Raw genomic sequence first — 14,644 nt, forward strand, 5'->3', positions numbered from 1 at the left:
GATCAACCCGCCGGTTACTTCAGGAAGTCCGGCACGTCCAGCTCTTCGGCCTCGCTGTCCTGGTACGGCCGGGCCGCGGGCACCTGCGGCGTGGCGGCCGGCGGGGGCGCCGGGGTGCTGTCGGCGGTGCTGTCGCCGGACAGGGAGCCGAGGCCGCTGAACGCGGGGCGCTCCGGCTCCGTGGACCGGGCGGGGCCGGTGTCCGCGACCGACTCGGCCGGGGACTCGTCGCGGCCGCCGTACGAGCCGAGGACCTTGTCCCGGTTCTTCGACGGCAGTTGGCCGCCGTCGAAGCCGGCGGCGATGACCGTGACGCGCACCTCGTCGCCGAGGGCGTCGTCGATCACGGCGCCGAAGATGATGTTCGCCTCCGGGTGGGCCGCCTCGCTGACGAGCTGGGCCGCCTCGTTGATCTCGAAGAGCCCGAGGTCCGAGCCGCCGGAGATGGACAGCAGCACGCCGCGGGCGCCGTCGATGGACGCCTCCAGCAGCGGCGAGGAGATCGCCATCTCGGCGGCGGCCACCGCGCGGTCGTCGCCGCGCGCCGAGCCGATGCCCATGAGCGCGGAACCGGCCTCCGACATCACGGACTTGACGTCCGCGAAGTCCAGGTTGATCAGGCCCGGGGTGGTGATCAGGTCGGTGATGCCCTGGACACCCGAGAGCAGCACCTGGTCCGCGGAGCGGAAGGCGTCGAGGACGCTCACCTGGCGGTCGGAGATCGACAGCAGCCGGTCGTTGGGGATCACGATGAGGGTGTCGACCTCGTCGCGCAGCGCGGCGATGCCGTCCTCGGCCTGGTTCGCGCGGCGCCGGCCCTCGAAGGTGAACGGGCGGGTCACGACGCCGATGGTGAGCGCGCCGAGCGAGCGGGCGATGTTCGCCACGACGGGCGCGCCGCCGGTGCCGGTGCCGCCGCCCTCGCCTGCCGTGACGAAGACCATGTCGGCGCCCTTGAGCACCTCCTCGATCTCCTCCCGGTGGTCCTCGGCGGCCTTGCGCCCGACGTCCGGGTTGGCGCCCGCGCCGAGCCCGCGGGTCAGCTCGCGACCGACGTCGAGCTTGACGTCCGCGTCGCTCATCAGCAGTGCCTGCGCGTCGGTGTTGATCGCGATGAACTCGACGCCCTTGAGACCGACCTCGATCATCCTGTTGATGGCGTTGACGCCACCGCCGCCGATACCGACGACCTTGATGACCGCGAGGTAGTTCTGTGGTGCTGCCACGTCGAAGGCCTCTCGCCTCGAGTTACGTCTGCCGTTTGTGGGGGTCCCCGAACGCCGGTCGAACCCTAAGCGTGAAGTTTAGGGTTACCGCAGCATCCCGTACCTGGACTCTTGGAACGAGACACTAAGTCGACAAGGCTTCCGCGTTCAATGAACACGCCGAACCTCCCGTTTTTCTTTTCACCCTATGTGATCAGGCGTTGCGACCCCTCACGGGGGGTCTGAACTGCGCATATGTGCGTCAACTCGCCGACGCCGCCGGGGCGCTGGGAACGCTGACGTCGAAGTACCGCGCATCGCGCTCCGCTTTCATGACCGCCGCAAGCGCCTTCGACTTCGCCGCGCCGCGCTCCGCGCTGCCCCACAGCACGGTCCGGCCTCCGGACAGCTCGAGCGTGACGGAGTCATATGAACGCACAAGGATAGTACGGGTGTCACGGCGCACGCTCTCGGAGAGCGCACCCGCGACCCGTACCGCGCTCTCGCGCAGCCGCTGCCTGCCGAAGCGGTCGAGGCTCGGTGAGTCCGCCACCTGCATCTCCACTATCGGCACGTTCTCGGGTGCCGTGCGCACCGTGGCGAACCGCACACCCTCGTCGTCGACTTCCACGAAAGACTCTCCCTTGCGCAACAGCACCGCCGGCTGCCGCTCGGTGATCTCCACCGTGATCCGGTGCGGCCAGACGCGGTCGACGTCCACGGTGCCGATACGCGGCAACTCCGCCGCCAGCCGGGCCTCGACCGCGTCCGTGTCGACGGTGGCCATCGGCACGTCCTCGGAGATCCGGGCCGCGTCCAGCACCTCGTCGGCGCCCAGCACGTCGGTGCCGGAGACCGTGACCCGCTCCACCCGCAGCCAGTTCGAGCCGTACAGGGCCCAGCCGGCGAACCCGCCGAGCGCGATCACCGCCAGCAGCAAGGCGATCAGCATCCGGCGGCCCGGCAGCCGCAGCCGCCGGCCGCGGCTGCCGGCCGGCCGCCGGGCGGCGGGCGGGTCGCTCGACCCGGCACCGCCGCCGCGTTCACCGCGGCCGGCCGCCGCCTTCTCGCGGACCGCTCCGGCCATCCCCGTACCCCCTTGACTGGTGTGGTGAGATCGCCGCGCCCTATGATCCCCGCCGGCCGTCCACAGCCTGGTACACCATGCCGACGAGGAGCTCGTCGGCATCCCTCCGGCCGAACTCCGCGGCGGCCCAGGACATCTCGTGCAGCCGCTGGCGGTTGGTGAGTACGGGCAGCACCTCCTGGCGCACCCAATCCGCCGTCAGCTCCGCGTCGTCGACCAGCAGTCCGCCGCCGGCCTTGACCACCGGCTGCGCGTTGAGCCGCTGCTCGCCGTTGCCGATGGGCAGCGGGACGTACGCGGCCGGGAGCCCGACCGCGGACAGTTCGGCGACCGTCATGGCGCCGGCGCGGCAGAGCATCATGTCGGCGGCGGCGTAGGCGAGATCCATCCGGTCCACGTAGGGCACGGGAACGTACGGCGGCATGCCGGGCATATTGTCGACCTGCGGCAGCTCGTTCTTCGGCCCGACGACGTGCAGGATCTGCACGCCGGAGCGCTGGAGGTACGGCGCCACCGACTCGACGACCTCGTTCAGCCGCCTGGCGCCCTGCGAGCCGCCGGAGACCAGCAGCGTCGGCAGGTTGGGGTTGAGCCCGAACGCGGCGCAGCCCTCGGCGCGCACGGCGCCGCGGTCCAGGGTGGCGATGGAGCGGCGCAGCGGGATGCCGATGTAGTTCGCGTGCCGCAGCTTGCTGTCGGGCGTGGAGACCGCGACGAGCTTCGTGTAGCGCGAGCCGATCTTGTTGGCAAGCCCGGGGCGGGCGTTGGCCTCGTGCACCACGATCGGCACGCCGCGGCGCTTGGCCGCCAGATAGCCGGGCAGGGCGACATAGCCGCCGAAGCCGACGACGCAGTCGGCCTTCGTGCGCTCCAGCACCTCCTCGGCGGCCCTGATGGTCCCGCGCAGCCGTCCGGGGACGGTGATCAGCTCCGGCGTGGGCTTGCGCGGCAGGGGGACCGCGGGGATCAGCGCCAGTTCGTAGCCGCGCTCCGGGACCAGCCTGGTCTCGAGCCCGCGCTCGGTACCGAGCGCCGTGATGCCCACCGTCGGGTCCCGCCTGCGCAGGGCGTCGGCGAGGGCGAGCGCGGGCTCGATGTGGCCGGCGGTCCCCCCACCGGCGAGTACGACATGCACCGAATTTCACCGCTCTCCGCGACGGCCGCCCGCCGGCGGTCCGTCACCTTGTTTTCCTGGCTCTTCTGGCCGTTCCAGCCGTGCTCTCCGGCCTTTTTCCGGCGAGCACTCTTCTAGCAGACTGCAGCACCCCCGCGGGACGCATGGCCAGCGCCGCCCGCGCCGCCGGTTCCTCGCGCGCGAACGCGATCAGCAATCCCACGGCGAACATCGCCGGCAGCAGGGCGGAGCCTCCGTAGGAGAACAGCGGGAGCGGGACGCCGGCGATGGGCAGCAATCCCAGGACCGCACCGATGTTGATCACGACCTGCGCCATGATCCAGGCGGTCACGCCCCCCGCGGCATACCTTACGAAGGCGTCCTCCGTACGTCCGGCCACGCGGATACCCGCATAGCCTAGAGCCGCGAAGAGTGCCAGCACCGACAGCGTCCCCGCCAGGCCGAGTTCCTCCCCGGTCACGGCGAAGATGAAGTCGGTGTGCGGTTCCGGGAGTTCGCCCCATTTTTCCATACTCGCGCCGAGTCCCGAGCCGAACCAGCCGCCGGACGCCAGGGCGTAGATGCCGTGCAGGCCCTGCCAGCAGACGTCTCCGGGGCCCGGCTCGGTGGCGCCGATGCAGCGCAGCCGGTCCATCCGGTGCGGGCTGGAGGTGAACAGCACGACGGTCAGCGTCGCGCCGACCGCGATGACGGTGGCGAACAGCCGGGTCGGGGCGCCGGCCACCCACAGCAGGCCCAGCAGGATCGCGCCCAGGATCATCGCGGTGCCCATGTCGCCGCCGAGCATGATGAGGCCGAGCAGCAGCAGCGCGACGGGCACCAGCGGCACCAGCATGTGCTTCCACTGGGTGAGCAGCTTCTTGTCCTGTTTACGCGCCAGCAGGTCGGCGCCCCACATCACCAGCGCCAGCTTGCCGAACTCGCTGGGCTGGAGCTGGAACGGGCCGCCGAAGTTCAGCCAGTTGGTGTTGCCGTTGACCGACTGCCCTATCCCCGGTACCTGGACCAGGGCCATGAGGAAGAGCGAGATCGCCAGGATCGGGTATGCCAGCGCGCGGTGCAGCCGGATCGGGATGCGGGCCGCGACGAGCAGCAGGATGGTGCCGAGGGCGGCGGCGACGAGCTGCTTGCGGAAGTAGTACGTGGACGCCAGGCCGCTGTTGAGCGCCTCGATCTGGGAGGCGGAGAAGACCATCACCAGGCCCAGCACGGTGATCAGCAGACTGCCGCCCAGCAGCAGGTAGTACGCGGTGAGCGGCCGGTCCCAGGCCCGGCGCACGCGGCGCGCGAGCCGGCGCAGACCATCGGGTCCCGCGCCCCCACGGCGGGCCGGGCGGGCGGCGGGAACGGAACGCGTCCCGCCGCCGGGGCGCGGCGCGGTCTTCGACGCCGCGCCGCGCGGGGCAGCGGGCCGCCCCGCGCGCCGCTCCTGGTCCGCTCTGCTCATCCGCCGTCTCCTCGCTGGCACCGCACTCCGCCCATGGGCAACGAGGTTGCCACGCCGACGCCCCGCCCGGGGCCACGACGCGACGGTGCGCGGTTCCCTCCGGGCCGCCCGCGGCCCGGAATCCGTCGTCGATCCCCCGTCCGCGGCCGGGGTGCCGCCCGCGCGCGGCGCGCCGTCCTTCGGCCGGAATCAGGTGTACCGGGCGCCGGATCGCCCACGCACGCGCGGCGTACGGATTCGAGCCCGGCACGCACGCCCGCCGCGCCGCCGGGCCTCTACGCCCCGCCGGCGGCGAGTTCGCGCACAGCGGCGGTGAAGACCTCGCCGCGCACGTTGTAGTTCGTGAACATGTCCATCGACGCGCAGGCCGGCGCCAGCAGCACGGTGTCGCCCTCACGCGCCAGCCGCGCCGCCTCGGCGACGGCCGCCGCCATCGCGCCGGAGTCCGTCCGCTCGATGTCCACCACCGGCACGTCGGGCGCCTGCCGCGCCAGTGCCTCGGCGATCAGCGCCCGGTCCCGGCCCAGCAGCACCGCCGCCCGCAGCCGCTTCGCCGCCCCCGCCACGAGGTCGTCGAAGGTGGCGCCCTTGGCCAGCCCGCCGGCGATCCAGACGATGCCGTCGTACGCGGCCAGCGAGGCTTCGGTGGCGTGGGTGTTGGTGGCCTTGGAGTCGTCCACGTACGTCACGCCGCCGATCTCGGCGACGCGTTCGATGCGGTGGGGCTCCGGGCGGAAGGCGCGCAGCCCCTCGCGTACGGCCGCGGGCTCGACGCCGTACGCGCGGGCGAGGGCCGCGGCGGCGAGGGCGTTGGCGACGTTGTGCGGGGCGGGCGGCTGGACGTCGGCGACGGCGGCCAGCTCCTGCGCGGTGCGCTGCGGGTCCGGCACGAACGCCCGGTCCACCAGCAGCCCGTCGACCACGCCGAGCTGCCCGGGTGCGGGCGCGCCGAGGGTGAACCCGACCGCGCGGCAGCCCTCCTCGACGTCGGCCTTGCGCACCAGTTCCTCGGTGACCGGGTCGGCGGCGTTGTAGACGCACGCCACCCGGTTGCCCGCGTAGATGCGGCCCTTGTCGGCGGCGTACGCCTCCATGGAGCCGTGCCAGTCGAGGTGGTCGGGCGCGAGGTTGAGGACGGCGGCGGAGTGGGCGCGTACGGACGTGGCCCAGTGGAGCTGGTAGCTGGACAGCTCCACGGCGAGCACGTCGAGCTCCGCGTACGGGCCGTGGCCGGTGACGACGTCGACGAGCGGTACGCCGATGTTGCCCACGGCGGCGGTGCGCAGCCCGGCGGCGGCGAGCATGGCGGCGAGCATCTTCACCGCGGTGGTCTTGCCGTTGGTGCCGGTGATCGCCAGCCAGTCGGCGGGCGGCCGGCCCCCGGGCGAGGTGCCGCGCAGCCGCCAGGCCAGCTCCACGTCGCCCCAGACCGGCACCCCGGCCGCCTCGGCGGCGGCGAACAGCGGGGCGGAGGGCTTCCATCCCGGCGTGGTGACGACCAGTTCCGTGCCCTCGGGCAGGGTGTCGCCGTCGCCGAGGCGTACGGTCACGCCGAGCGGCGCCAGCTCCGCGGCCTGCGCCCGGGCCCGGTCGTGGTCCGCGCCGTCGACGACGGTGACCTCCGCGCCGAGGCGGTGCAGCGCGCGGGCGGCGGGGCCGCCGCTGACCCCGAGGCCCGCGACGGTCACCCTCCCCCGCAGCGCGCTGAGCGCGCGCGGGAGGTGCCCCCTGCCCTCGAACTCGAACTCGCTCATGCCGGCTCCCCGTCCGGGCCCCGGGCGCTCACCTTCTGGCCGCCCAGCCCGCGTAGAAGATGCCCAGGCCGACGATCACGCACATGCCCTGGATGATCCAGAATCTGACCACCACCAGCACTTCGCTCCAGCCTTTCAGCTCGAAGTGATGCTGTAGTGGTGCCATTCTGAACACGCGTTTCCCGGTCATCCGGAACGACCCGACCTGGATCACCACGGAGAGCGTGATGAGGACGAACAGGCCGCCGAGGATGGCGAGGAGCAGTTCGGTGCGGGAGGCGATGGCCAGGCCCGCGAGCGCACCGCCCAGGGCCAGCGAGCCGGTGTCGCCCATGAAGATCTTCGCGGGCGAGGTGTTCCACCAGAGGAACCCGAAGCACGCGCCCATCAGCGCGGAGGCGACGACGGCGAGGTCCAGCGGGTCGCGTACGTCGTAGCAGGCGGCCGGGTTGGTCAGGGTGTCGGCGTTGATGCACGACTCCTGGTACTGCCACACGCCGATGAAGACGTACGCACCGAAGACCATCACCGAGGCGCCGGTGGCCAGTCCGTCCAGGCCGTCGGTGAGGTTCACGCCGTTCGACATCGCCAGGATCATGAACAGCGCCCAGATGACGAACAGCACCGGGCCGATCGACCAGCCGAAGTCCTGGGTGAAGGAGAGCTTCGTGGACGCCGGGGTCAGTTCCCGGGCGTCCTCGAAGTTCAGCGACAGCACCGCGAAGGCGATGCCGACGATGAACTGGCCGAGCATCTTCGCCTTGGCCCGCAGGCCCAGGCTGCGCTGTTTGATGATCTTGATGTAGTCGTCGAGGAAGCCGACCAGGCCCAGACCGGCCATCAGGAAGAGCACCAGCAGCCCGGAGTACGTGGGCGAACTGCTGGTGACCACCTTGGTGATCGCGTACGCGATGATCGTGGCCAGGATGAACGCGATGCCGCCCATGCTGGGCGTGCCGCGCTTGCTGTGGTGCGCCTGCGGCCCGTCGTCCCGGATGTACTGCCCGTAGCCCCGCCGGGCCAGGAGCTTGATCAGCAGCGGAGTGCCGAGGAGGGAGAGAAAGAGCCCGAGGGCCCCGGAGAAGAGGATCTGCCTCATCGGGCGGCGCCCTCCTCGAGCAGCGCTTCCGCCACGCGCCACAGTGCCTCGGATCTGGACGCCTTGACGAGCACGACATCTCCCGGCCGCAGCTCGCCGCGCATCAGGTCGACCGCCGCGTCGACGTCGGACACGTGCACCGACTCCTCACCCCACGAACCCTCGTTCTTCGCGCCCATGTCCAGCCAGGCGGCCTCCTGCCGGCCCACTGCCACGAGCTTGCTGATGCCCAGGCGGACGGCCAGCCGGCCCACGCCGTCGTGCTCGACCATGGCGTGGTCGCCCAGCTCCGCCATCGCGCCCAGCACGGCGAACGTCCGGCCCCCCGGCACCGTGCTGCCCCGGCCCATGGCGGCGAGCGCGCGCAGCGCGGCCCGCGTGGACTCGGGGTTGGCGTTGTACGCGTCGTTGACGACCGTCACGCCGTCCGGCCGCCGCCTGACCTCCATGCGCCGGCCGGACAGGGCCTCGGCGGCGGAGAGCGCCTCGGCGATCCGCGCCGGGGGCATGCCCAGCTCGTACGCGACGGCGGCGGCGGCAAGCGCGTTCGACACGTGATGCTCACCGTACAGCCGCATGATCACACCGGCGCTGCCGGCGGGCGTGTGCAGGGTGAATTCCGGCCGCCCGTCATCGGTGAGGCGGACGTCCGCGGCCCGTACGTCCGCCTCGGGCGCCTCGCCGTAGTAGATGATGCGCGCCCGGGTACGGGACGCCATCGCGCGGACGAGCGGGTCGTCGGCGTTGAGCACCGCGACCCCGCCGTCCGCCCCCGGCGGCAGCGACTCCACCAGCTCGCCCTTGGCCGCGGCGATCTGCTCCCGGCCGCCGAACTCGCCGATGTGCGCGGTGCCGACGTTGAGGACGAGCCCGATGCGCGGCGGCGTCACCTCCGCGAGTTCGCGGATGTGGCCGAGGCCGCGCGCGCCCATCTCCAGCAGCAGGTACCGGGTGTCGGGGGCGGCCTGGAGGGCCGTGACGGGATGGCCGATCTCGTTGTTGAAAGAACCGTGGGTGTAGACCGTCGGGCCGAGGCGCTGCAGCAGTTGGGCGAGGAGGTCCTTGGTGGACGTCTTGCCCGAGGAGCCGGTGAGCGCGATGAGCGCGGTGAGGGTCTCGTCGAGGCGGGCGACGACGTGCTTGGCCAGCGCGCTGAGCGCCGGGGGCACGGAGCGGACCACGACGGTCGGCACGCCCTCGACGGGGCGGGTGCCCAGGACGCCGGTGGCGCCGGAGGCGACGGCGAGGGCGGCGTAGTCGTGCCCGTCGACGTGCTCGCCGGTGAACGCGGCGAAGAGGCTGCCGGGTTCCGCCTGCCGCGAGTCGATGACCACGGGGCGGGTGACCAGCGCCTGCGGGTCGGACACGCCGTGCAGCTCGCCGCCGGTCAGCTCGGCGATCTCGGCGAGGCTGAGCGGAATCACCGTACGCCTCCGGCGGGTTCGGCGGAATCCGGGTGCCCGGGGTCCGCGGGGCCGGGATCCTCGTGGCCGGCGCCCGGCCGTTCGCGGATCGCCCTGCGCAGCTCGTCGCGGTCGTCGAAGGGCCGTACGACACCGGCGGTGTCCTGGCCCTGCTCGTGGCCCTTGCCGGCGATCAGCACCGTGTCGCCGGCGCCCGCGCGGGCCACCGCGATGGCGATGGCGCCCGCCCGGTCGGCCTCGACGAGCACGTCGCCGCGCTCGTAGACCGGCACTTCCGCGGCGCCCGCGAGCATCGCGGCGAGGATCGCCAGGGGGTCCTCGGAGCGGGGGTTGTCGGAGGTGAGCACCGCGGTGTCGGCGAGCCGGGCGGCGGCGGCGCCCATGGGGCCGCGTTTGTGCGGGTCGCGGTCGCCGCCGCAGCCGACGACGACGTGCAGCCGGTTCTCGGTGACCTTGCGCAGCGCGCGCAGCACGGACTCCAGCGCGTCGGGCTTGTGCGCGTAGTCGACGACGGCGAGGTAGCCCTGGCCCGCGTCGACCCGCTCCAGCCGGCCCGGCACGCCGGGCACGGCGGCCACGCCGCCCGCGGCGGTGGCCGGGTCGACGCCCGCGGTGACGAGCGCGGCGATGGCGGCGAGGGTGTTGGAGACGTTGAACGTGCCGGGCAGCGGGGCCTCGGCGGGGACCGCGATGCCGCCGGGGCCGACCGCGGTGAAGGCGGAGCCGAGCACGCCGATCTCCACGTCCTCGGCACGCCAGTCGGCGTCCGGGTGGCCCTCGGCGGAGTACGTGGTCACGGGGTAGCTGCCGCCGCCCTCGGGGGCCGCGGCCTCCTCGGCGAGGCGCACCCCGTACTCGTCGTCGATGTTGACGACGCCCGCCCGCGACCTGGCCGGGGTGAAGAGCTGCGCCTTCGCCCGGTAGTAGTCCTCCATGTCGGTGTGGAAGTCCAGGTGCTCGGGGCTGAGGTTGGTGAAGACGGCGACGTCGAAGAGGACGCCGTCGACCCGGCCCAGCACCAGCGCGTGGCTGGAGACCTCCATCGCCACGGACGCGACGCCGCGCTGCCGCATGACGGCGAACAGCGCCTGGAGGTCGGTCGCCTCCGGCGTGGTCCGCTCCGACTTCAGCCGCTCGTCGCCGATGCGCGTCTCGACGGTGCCGATGAGGCCCGTGAGCCCGGCGCCGTCCTTCTCCGCCGCCGCCCGCAGCCCGCCCTCGACGAGGTACGCGGTCGTGGTCTTGCCGGACGTGCCGGTGACCCCGAGCTGGAGCAGGTCGTGGCCCGGCTCGCCGTAGACCGCCGCGGCCAGCTCCCCCATCCGGCCCCGCGGGTCGCCGACGACCAGCACCGGCAGCCCGGTGCCCGCCGCCCGCTCCATCCCGGCCGGGTCGGTGAGCACCGCGGCGGCGCCGAGGTCGGCGGCCTGGGCGGCGAAGTCGGCGCCGTGCAGCCGGGCGCCGGGCAGCGCGGCGTAGACGTCGCCGGGGCGTACCGCGCGGGAGTCGTGGGTGATGCCGGTGACGGTGACGCCCCCGGTCTCGCCGGTGACTCCGGTGCCCAGCCGGTCGGCCAGATCCGTGAGCGGTACGGGGTCGACCTCGGCGGGGCGGGGCGCCCCCGGATGGTTCGCCGGGGCGCCCGACGCTTCCTGGTGGGACTGATCGGGGTGGGGCACGGCGGGCAGCGTACCGGGCCCGCCTGCCGCACTGCCAAGCCAGGGGGGGCGCGGTTCGCGGTTCCCCGGATCGTCCGTGATTGTGCTCACTGCGCAGGTCCGATCTTTCAGTTCTTATCCGCCGTCGGCCACGCCGCCGGCGTCCGTACCCTCGCCGCCGTCCCCGCCCGTGCCGTCGGTGCCGGCGCCGAACGTGACCGGCATCGGCGGCGCCTCGACCCCCGTGGGCGGCACCTGGAGCGTCTTGAGCGCGAACTCCATGACCTTCTTGTACACGGGGCCGCAGATCTGGCCGCCGAAGTAGCTGCCCTCGGTGGGGTTCTGGATCGCGCAGTACACGGTCACGCGCGGCGCGTCCGCCGGCGCGAAGCCCGCGAACGAGGCCGTGTAGCCGCTGTAGCGGCCGGTCTGCGGATCCACCCTGTTGGAGGTGCCGGTCTTGCCGGCCGCGCGGTAGCCCGGGATACGGGCCTTCACGCCGGTGCCCTCCTCGTCGTCCACGACGGACTCCAGCATCCGGGAGAGCGTCCCGGCGGTCTTCTCGCTGACGACGCGGTTCTTCTCCGGCTCGGGCGCCGGGTCGAAACGGCCGTCGGGGCCGCGGCTGCCGCGGACGAGGGTGGGCTCGATCCGTACGCCGCCGTTGGCGACGGTGGAGTACACGGAGGCGGCCTGCATGGCGTTCACGGACAGGCCCTGGCCGAACGGGATCGTGTACTGCTGCGCCGCGTCCCACTCGGCCGCGGGCTTCAGCAGTCCGGGCGTCTCGCCCGCGACGCCGAGGCCGCTGCGCCGGCCGAGGCCGAAGTCGCTGAGGTAGGAGTGGAGGACCTTGTTGGCCTGCCGCTGGTTCTTCCCCAACTGCTCGACGGCGAGGATGGTGCCGATGTTGCTGGACTTGGCGAGCACGCCGTTGAGCGTCAGGTACCAGGTCGGGTGCTCGACGTCGTCGTGGAATGCGTGGCCGCCGCGCGGCAGCACGTTCGGCACCGTGACCCGGGTGTCCGGGGTGGCGGCCTGTTCCTCCAGCACGGCGGCCATGGAGATGACCTTGTTGACGCTGCCGGGCTCGTACGCGTCCTCGAGGGCCGGGTTGCCGAGGGCGCCGGGGGTGGCGCCGGACAGGTCGTTGGGGTCGAAGCCGGGGGCGTTGGCCATGGCCAGGATCTCGCCGGTGCGGGTGTCCTGCACGATGACGTAGCCGCGGTCGGCATCGGAGGCGTCGACCTGCTTCTCGATGGCGGTCTGGGCGGCCCACTGGATGTCGCGGTCTATGGTCAGCTCGACGTCGGAGCCGGGCTCGGCGGGGTTCTCCTCGGCGTCCGCGGTGGGGATGCGGCGGCCGGCGGACTGGGCGTAGACGAGCCTGCCGTCCTTGCCGGCGAGCAGCTTGTCGTGCTGCCGCTCGACGCCCCCGCTTCCCTCGCCCTCGGCGTTGACGAAGCCCAGTATCCCGGCGGCCAGATCGCCGTTCGGATAGACGCGCTTGTTCTGCTCCTCCGCGAACACCCCGCCCAGCACGTCCTGCCTGCCGCCCGCCGCCTCGCGCTCGGCGGACTCGGACTTCAGCTTCTTGATCTCGTCCCAGACCTGCGGCGTCCGCTTCGACGCGAGCTTCACGTAACGCGAGCCGGGCGTGGCGAGCTTGGCCTCCAGGTCCTTCACGTCCGCGTTCAGCACGGGCGCCAGCGCCTCGGCGGCCCGCCGCGGCGCGTCCTTGACGCCGGCCTGCTTGCGCGTGAAGAGGAACGGGTCGGCGGTGATGTCGTACGCGTCGACCGTGGTGGCCAGCTCGACGCCGTTGCGGTCGGTGATGACGCCGCGCTCGGCGCTGAGCGTCATCGGCACGTACCGGTTGACCTGTGCCTTCTCCGCGTACTCGCCGGCGTCCACGGCCTGGACCTGGAGCAGCCTGGCGGTGAAGACCAGCAGCAGGAGGGTCAGGCCGACGCTGACGAGGCGCAGCCGGGGGCGCGGCGAGGCGAGGCGGATGCGCGGCCCCGCGGCGGCGGGGCGGGAGGACGCGCGGCTACGGGGCCGGGCGCCGGCGCCGCCCGCGGGGCGGGGGACGCGGCGGCGGGTGCGGTCGCCGTCGCCGGAGCTGCTGCCGGAGCCGCGGGTCGTCACGGTGCCTCCTCGGCGGCGGGCGGCGGGGCAGGGGGAGAGGCGGACGCGCCGGGGGTGGGCGCAGCGGGGGTCCCGCCGGTGGCGGCACCCTCCGCCTTCTCCGCGTCCCCGGCCTGCTCCCCCGCGGCCGCCTCGCCCGGCTCGCCTTCCTTATCCGCCTCGTCCGCCTCGTCCGCCTCGTCCGCCTTGTCTTTCTTCTTCGCTTCCGCCGCCGCTGCTTCCTGCTCCTGCTCCGGCTTGGGCTTCGCGGCGTCCGCCGGGCTCGGCGCGGGCGGCGGCGGGCCCGTCGCCGTGGACGGCTCGCCCCTGACGCCGCCCACCGGCGAGAGGAAGACCGGCGGCCCGCCCGGCACCATGCCCAGCTCCCGGGCCCGTTCCTCCAGCGCGTCGGGCGCCGACTGCTCCTCCACCTCCTGGCGCAGCCGCTGCTCCTCGTCCGTCAGCCGCGTCGTCTCCTTCTTCAGGTTGCCGACGCGGAACGAGCCCTGGTTGACCGCCGCGTTGAGCAGCAGCAGCGCGAGCAGACCGGCGCCCAGCAGGAGCACCACGAGCAGCACGAAGGGCGTGCGCGCCGCCGAGCTGCCGCCCAGCAGCCGGGCGCCGCCCTCGCGAGGGAACGCGATCCTCGGCCGTTTCACGGCGCACCCGCTCCGCTCCGGCTCACACGTCCTCCCGGATCCGCTCCGCCGCCCGCAGCCGCGCGGGGGCGGCCCTGCGGTTCTCCGCGATCTCCTCCTCCGCCGGCAGCTCGGCGCCGCGGGTGAGGAGCCGCAGCCGCGGCTGGTGGTGCTCCGGGACCACCGGCAGCCCGGGCGGCGCGGTGCTCGCGGCACCGGCGGCCAGCACCCGTTTGACGAGCCGGTCCTCCAGCGACTGGTACGCGAGCACGGCGATCCGGCCGCCGACGGCCAGCGCCGCGACGGCCGCGGGCACGGCCCGTTCGAGCACCGCGAGCTCGCCGTTGACCTCGATGCGCAGCGCCTGGAACGTACGCTTCGCGGGGTTGCCGCCGGTGCGCTTCGCGGCCTGCGGCAGCGCCTCGCGGATCACCTCGACCAGCCGCGCGCTGCGCGCGAACGGCTCCTTCTCCCGCTCCCTGACCACCGCCTCGACGATGCGCCGCGCCTGCTTCTCCTCGCCGTACGCGCGCAGGATGCGCACCAGCTCGCCGGGCGCGTACGTGTTCAGCACCTCGGCCGCGCTCACGCCCCTGGTCTGGTCCATCCGCATGTCGAGCGGCGCGTCCTGCGCGTACGCGAAGCCGCGCCCGGCCTGGTCCAGTTGCATGGACGACACGCCCAGGTCGAAGAGGATCCCCTGCACATGGCCCACGGCCAGCTTGTCGAGCACGGCGGGCAGTTCGTCGTAGACCGCGTGCACCAGCGTCACCCGGCCGGTGTACGGGGCCAGCCGCCGGCCCGCCAGCTCCAGCGCGGCGGGGTCGCGGTCCAGCCCCACGAGCCGCAGCCCGGGGTGGGCGGCGAGCAGGGCCTCGCTGTGCCCGCCGAGGCCCAGCGTGCAGTCGACGGCCACCGCGCCGGGCGCGGACAGCGCCGGGGCCAGCAGTTCGATGGTGCGGCGGAGCATGACGGGGACGTGGACAGCGGCGCGTGCGTCGTTCACGGTGCCGCCTCCTGTCCCGCCCGATCGCCGAAGGGGAGCGGCCGCAGCCGCCTGCGCGGCGGCG

11 protein-coding genes are annotated in these 14,644 nt (G+C 73.4%); all 11 read right to left on the reverse strand.

The genetic code is table 11. The features are described 5' to 3' along the window. Nucleotides 1–14 precede the first annotated feature (14 nt). The gene (gene ftsZ, locus ACFYVJ_RS29050; protein ID WP_388897562.1) at nucleotides 15–1,226 is read right to left on the reverse strand and encodes a cell division protein FtsZ; all 1,212 of its coding nucleotides are present in this window, start codon (nucleotides 1,224–1,226) and stop codon (nucleotides 15–17) included. 241 nt (nucleotides 1,227–1,467) lie between these two features. Then, nucleotides 1,468–2,292: a cell division protein FtsQ/DivIB gene (locus tag ACFYVJ_RS29055; RefSeq protein WP_388897565.1), complete on the reverse strand. Its 825-nt coding sequence runs from the start codon at nucleotides 2,290–2,292 to the stop codon at nucleotides 1,468–1,470. Nucleotides 2,293–2,332: 40 nt separating this feature from the next. Next, the gene (gene murG, locus ACFYVJ_RS29060) at nucleotides 2,333–3,427 is read right to left on the reverse strand and encodes an undecaprenyldiphospho-muramoylpentapeptide beta-N-acetylglucosaminyltransferase (protein ID WP_125934364.1); all 1,095 of its coding nucleotides are present in this window, start codon (nucleotides 3,425–3,427) and stop codon (nucleotides 2,333–2,335) included. 43 nt (nucleotides 3,428–3,470) lie between these two features. Beyond that, complete coding sequence (ftsW, locus tag ACFYVJ_RS29065; RefSeq protein WP_388897569.1) at nucleotides 3,471–4,874, reverse strand: putative lipid II flippase FtsW; 1,404 nt, start codon at nucleotides 4,872–4,874, stop codon at nucleotides 3,471–3,473. Between the two features lie 275 nt (nucleotides 4,875–5,149). After that, nucleotides 5,150–6,628, reverse strand: coding sequence for a UDP-N-acetylmuramoyl-L-alanine--D-glutamate ligase (gene murD, locus ACFYVJ_RS29070; protein ID WP_388897572.1), 1,479 nt, complete (start codon nucleotides 6,626–6,628; stop codon nucleotides 5,150–5,152). 28 nt (nucleotides 6,629–6,656) lie between these two features. Beyond that, on the reverse strand, nucleotides 6,657–7,727 hold the full coding sequence (mraY, locus tag ACFYVJ_RS29075; protein ID WP_047015277.1) for a phospho-N-acetylmuramoyl-pentapeptide-transferase: 1,071 nt from the start codon (nucleotides 7,725–7,727) through the stop codon (nucleotides 6,657–6,659). Continuing rightward, nucleotides 7,724–9,151 (reverse strand): UDP-N-acetylmuramoyl-tripeptide--D-alanyl-D-alanine ligase, encoded by a 1,428-nt coding sequence (gene murF / locus ACFYVJ_RS29080; RefSeq protein ID WP_388897575.1) that lies wholly within the window; start codon nucleotides 9,149–9,151, stop codon nucleotides 7,724–7,726. The genes mraY and murF overlap by 4 nt, the downstream gene beginning before the upstream one ends. Continuing rightward, the gene (locus tag ACFYVJ_RS29085) at nucleotides 9,148–10,920 is read right to left on the reverse strand and encodes a UDP-N-acetylmuramoyl-L-alanyl-D-glutamate--2,6-diaminopimelate ligase (RefSeq protein WP_388897577.1); all 1,773 of its coding nucleotides are present in this window, start codon (nucleotides 10,918–10,920) and stop codon (nucleotides 9,148–9,150) included. Before ACFYVJ_RS29085 ends, murF begins: the two co-directional genes overlap by 4 nt. A gap of 24 nt (nucleotides 10,921–10,944) precedes the next feature. Beyond that, nucleotides 10,945–12,957, reverse strand: a complete 2,013-nt coding sequence (locus ACFYVJ_RS29090; RefSeq protein ID WP_388897579.1) for a peptidoglycan D,D-transpeptidase FtsI family protein — start codon at nucleotides 12,955–12,957, stop codon at nucleotides 10,945–10,947. Continuing rightward, nucleotides 12,954–13,595, reverse strand: coding sequence for a septum formation initiator family protein (locus ACFYVJ_RS29095; RefSeq protein WP_388897582.1), 642 nt, complete (start codon nucleotides 13,593–13,595; stop codon nucleotides 12,954–12,956). Before ACFYVJ_RS29095 ends, ACFYVJ_RS29090 begins: the two co-directional genes overlap by 4 nt. A gap of 22 nt (nucleotides 13,596–13,617) precedes the next feature. Further along, on the reverse strand, nucleotides 13,618–14,580 hold the full coding sequence (gene rsmH / locus ACFYVJ_RS29100; protein WP_388897585.1) for a 16S rRNA (cytosine(1402)-N(4))-methyltransferase RsmH: 963 nt from the start codon (nucleotides 14,578–14,580) through the stop codon (nucleotides 13,618–13,620). Between the last annotated feature and the right edge of the window lie 64 nt (nucleotides 14,581–14,644).

This window comes from Streptomyces sp. NPDC004134 (genome assembly GCF_042874195.1).
Classification (GTDB): domain Bacteria; phylum Actinomycetota; class Actinomycetes; order Streptomycetales; family Streptomycetaceae; genus Streptomyces.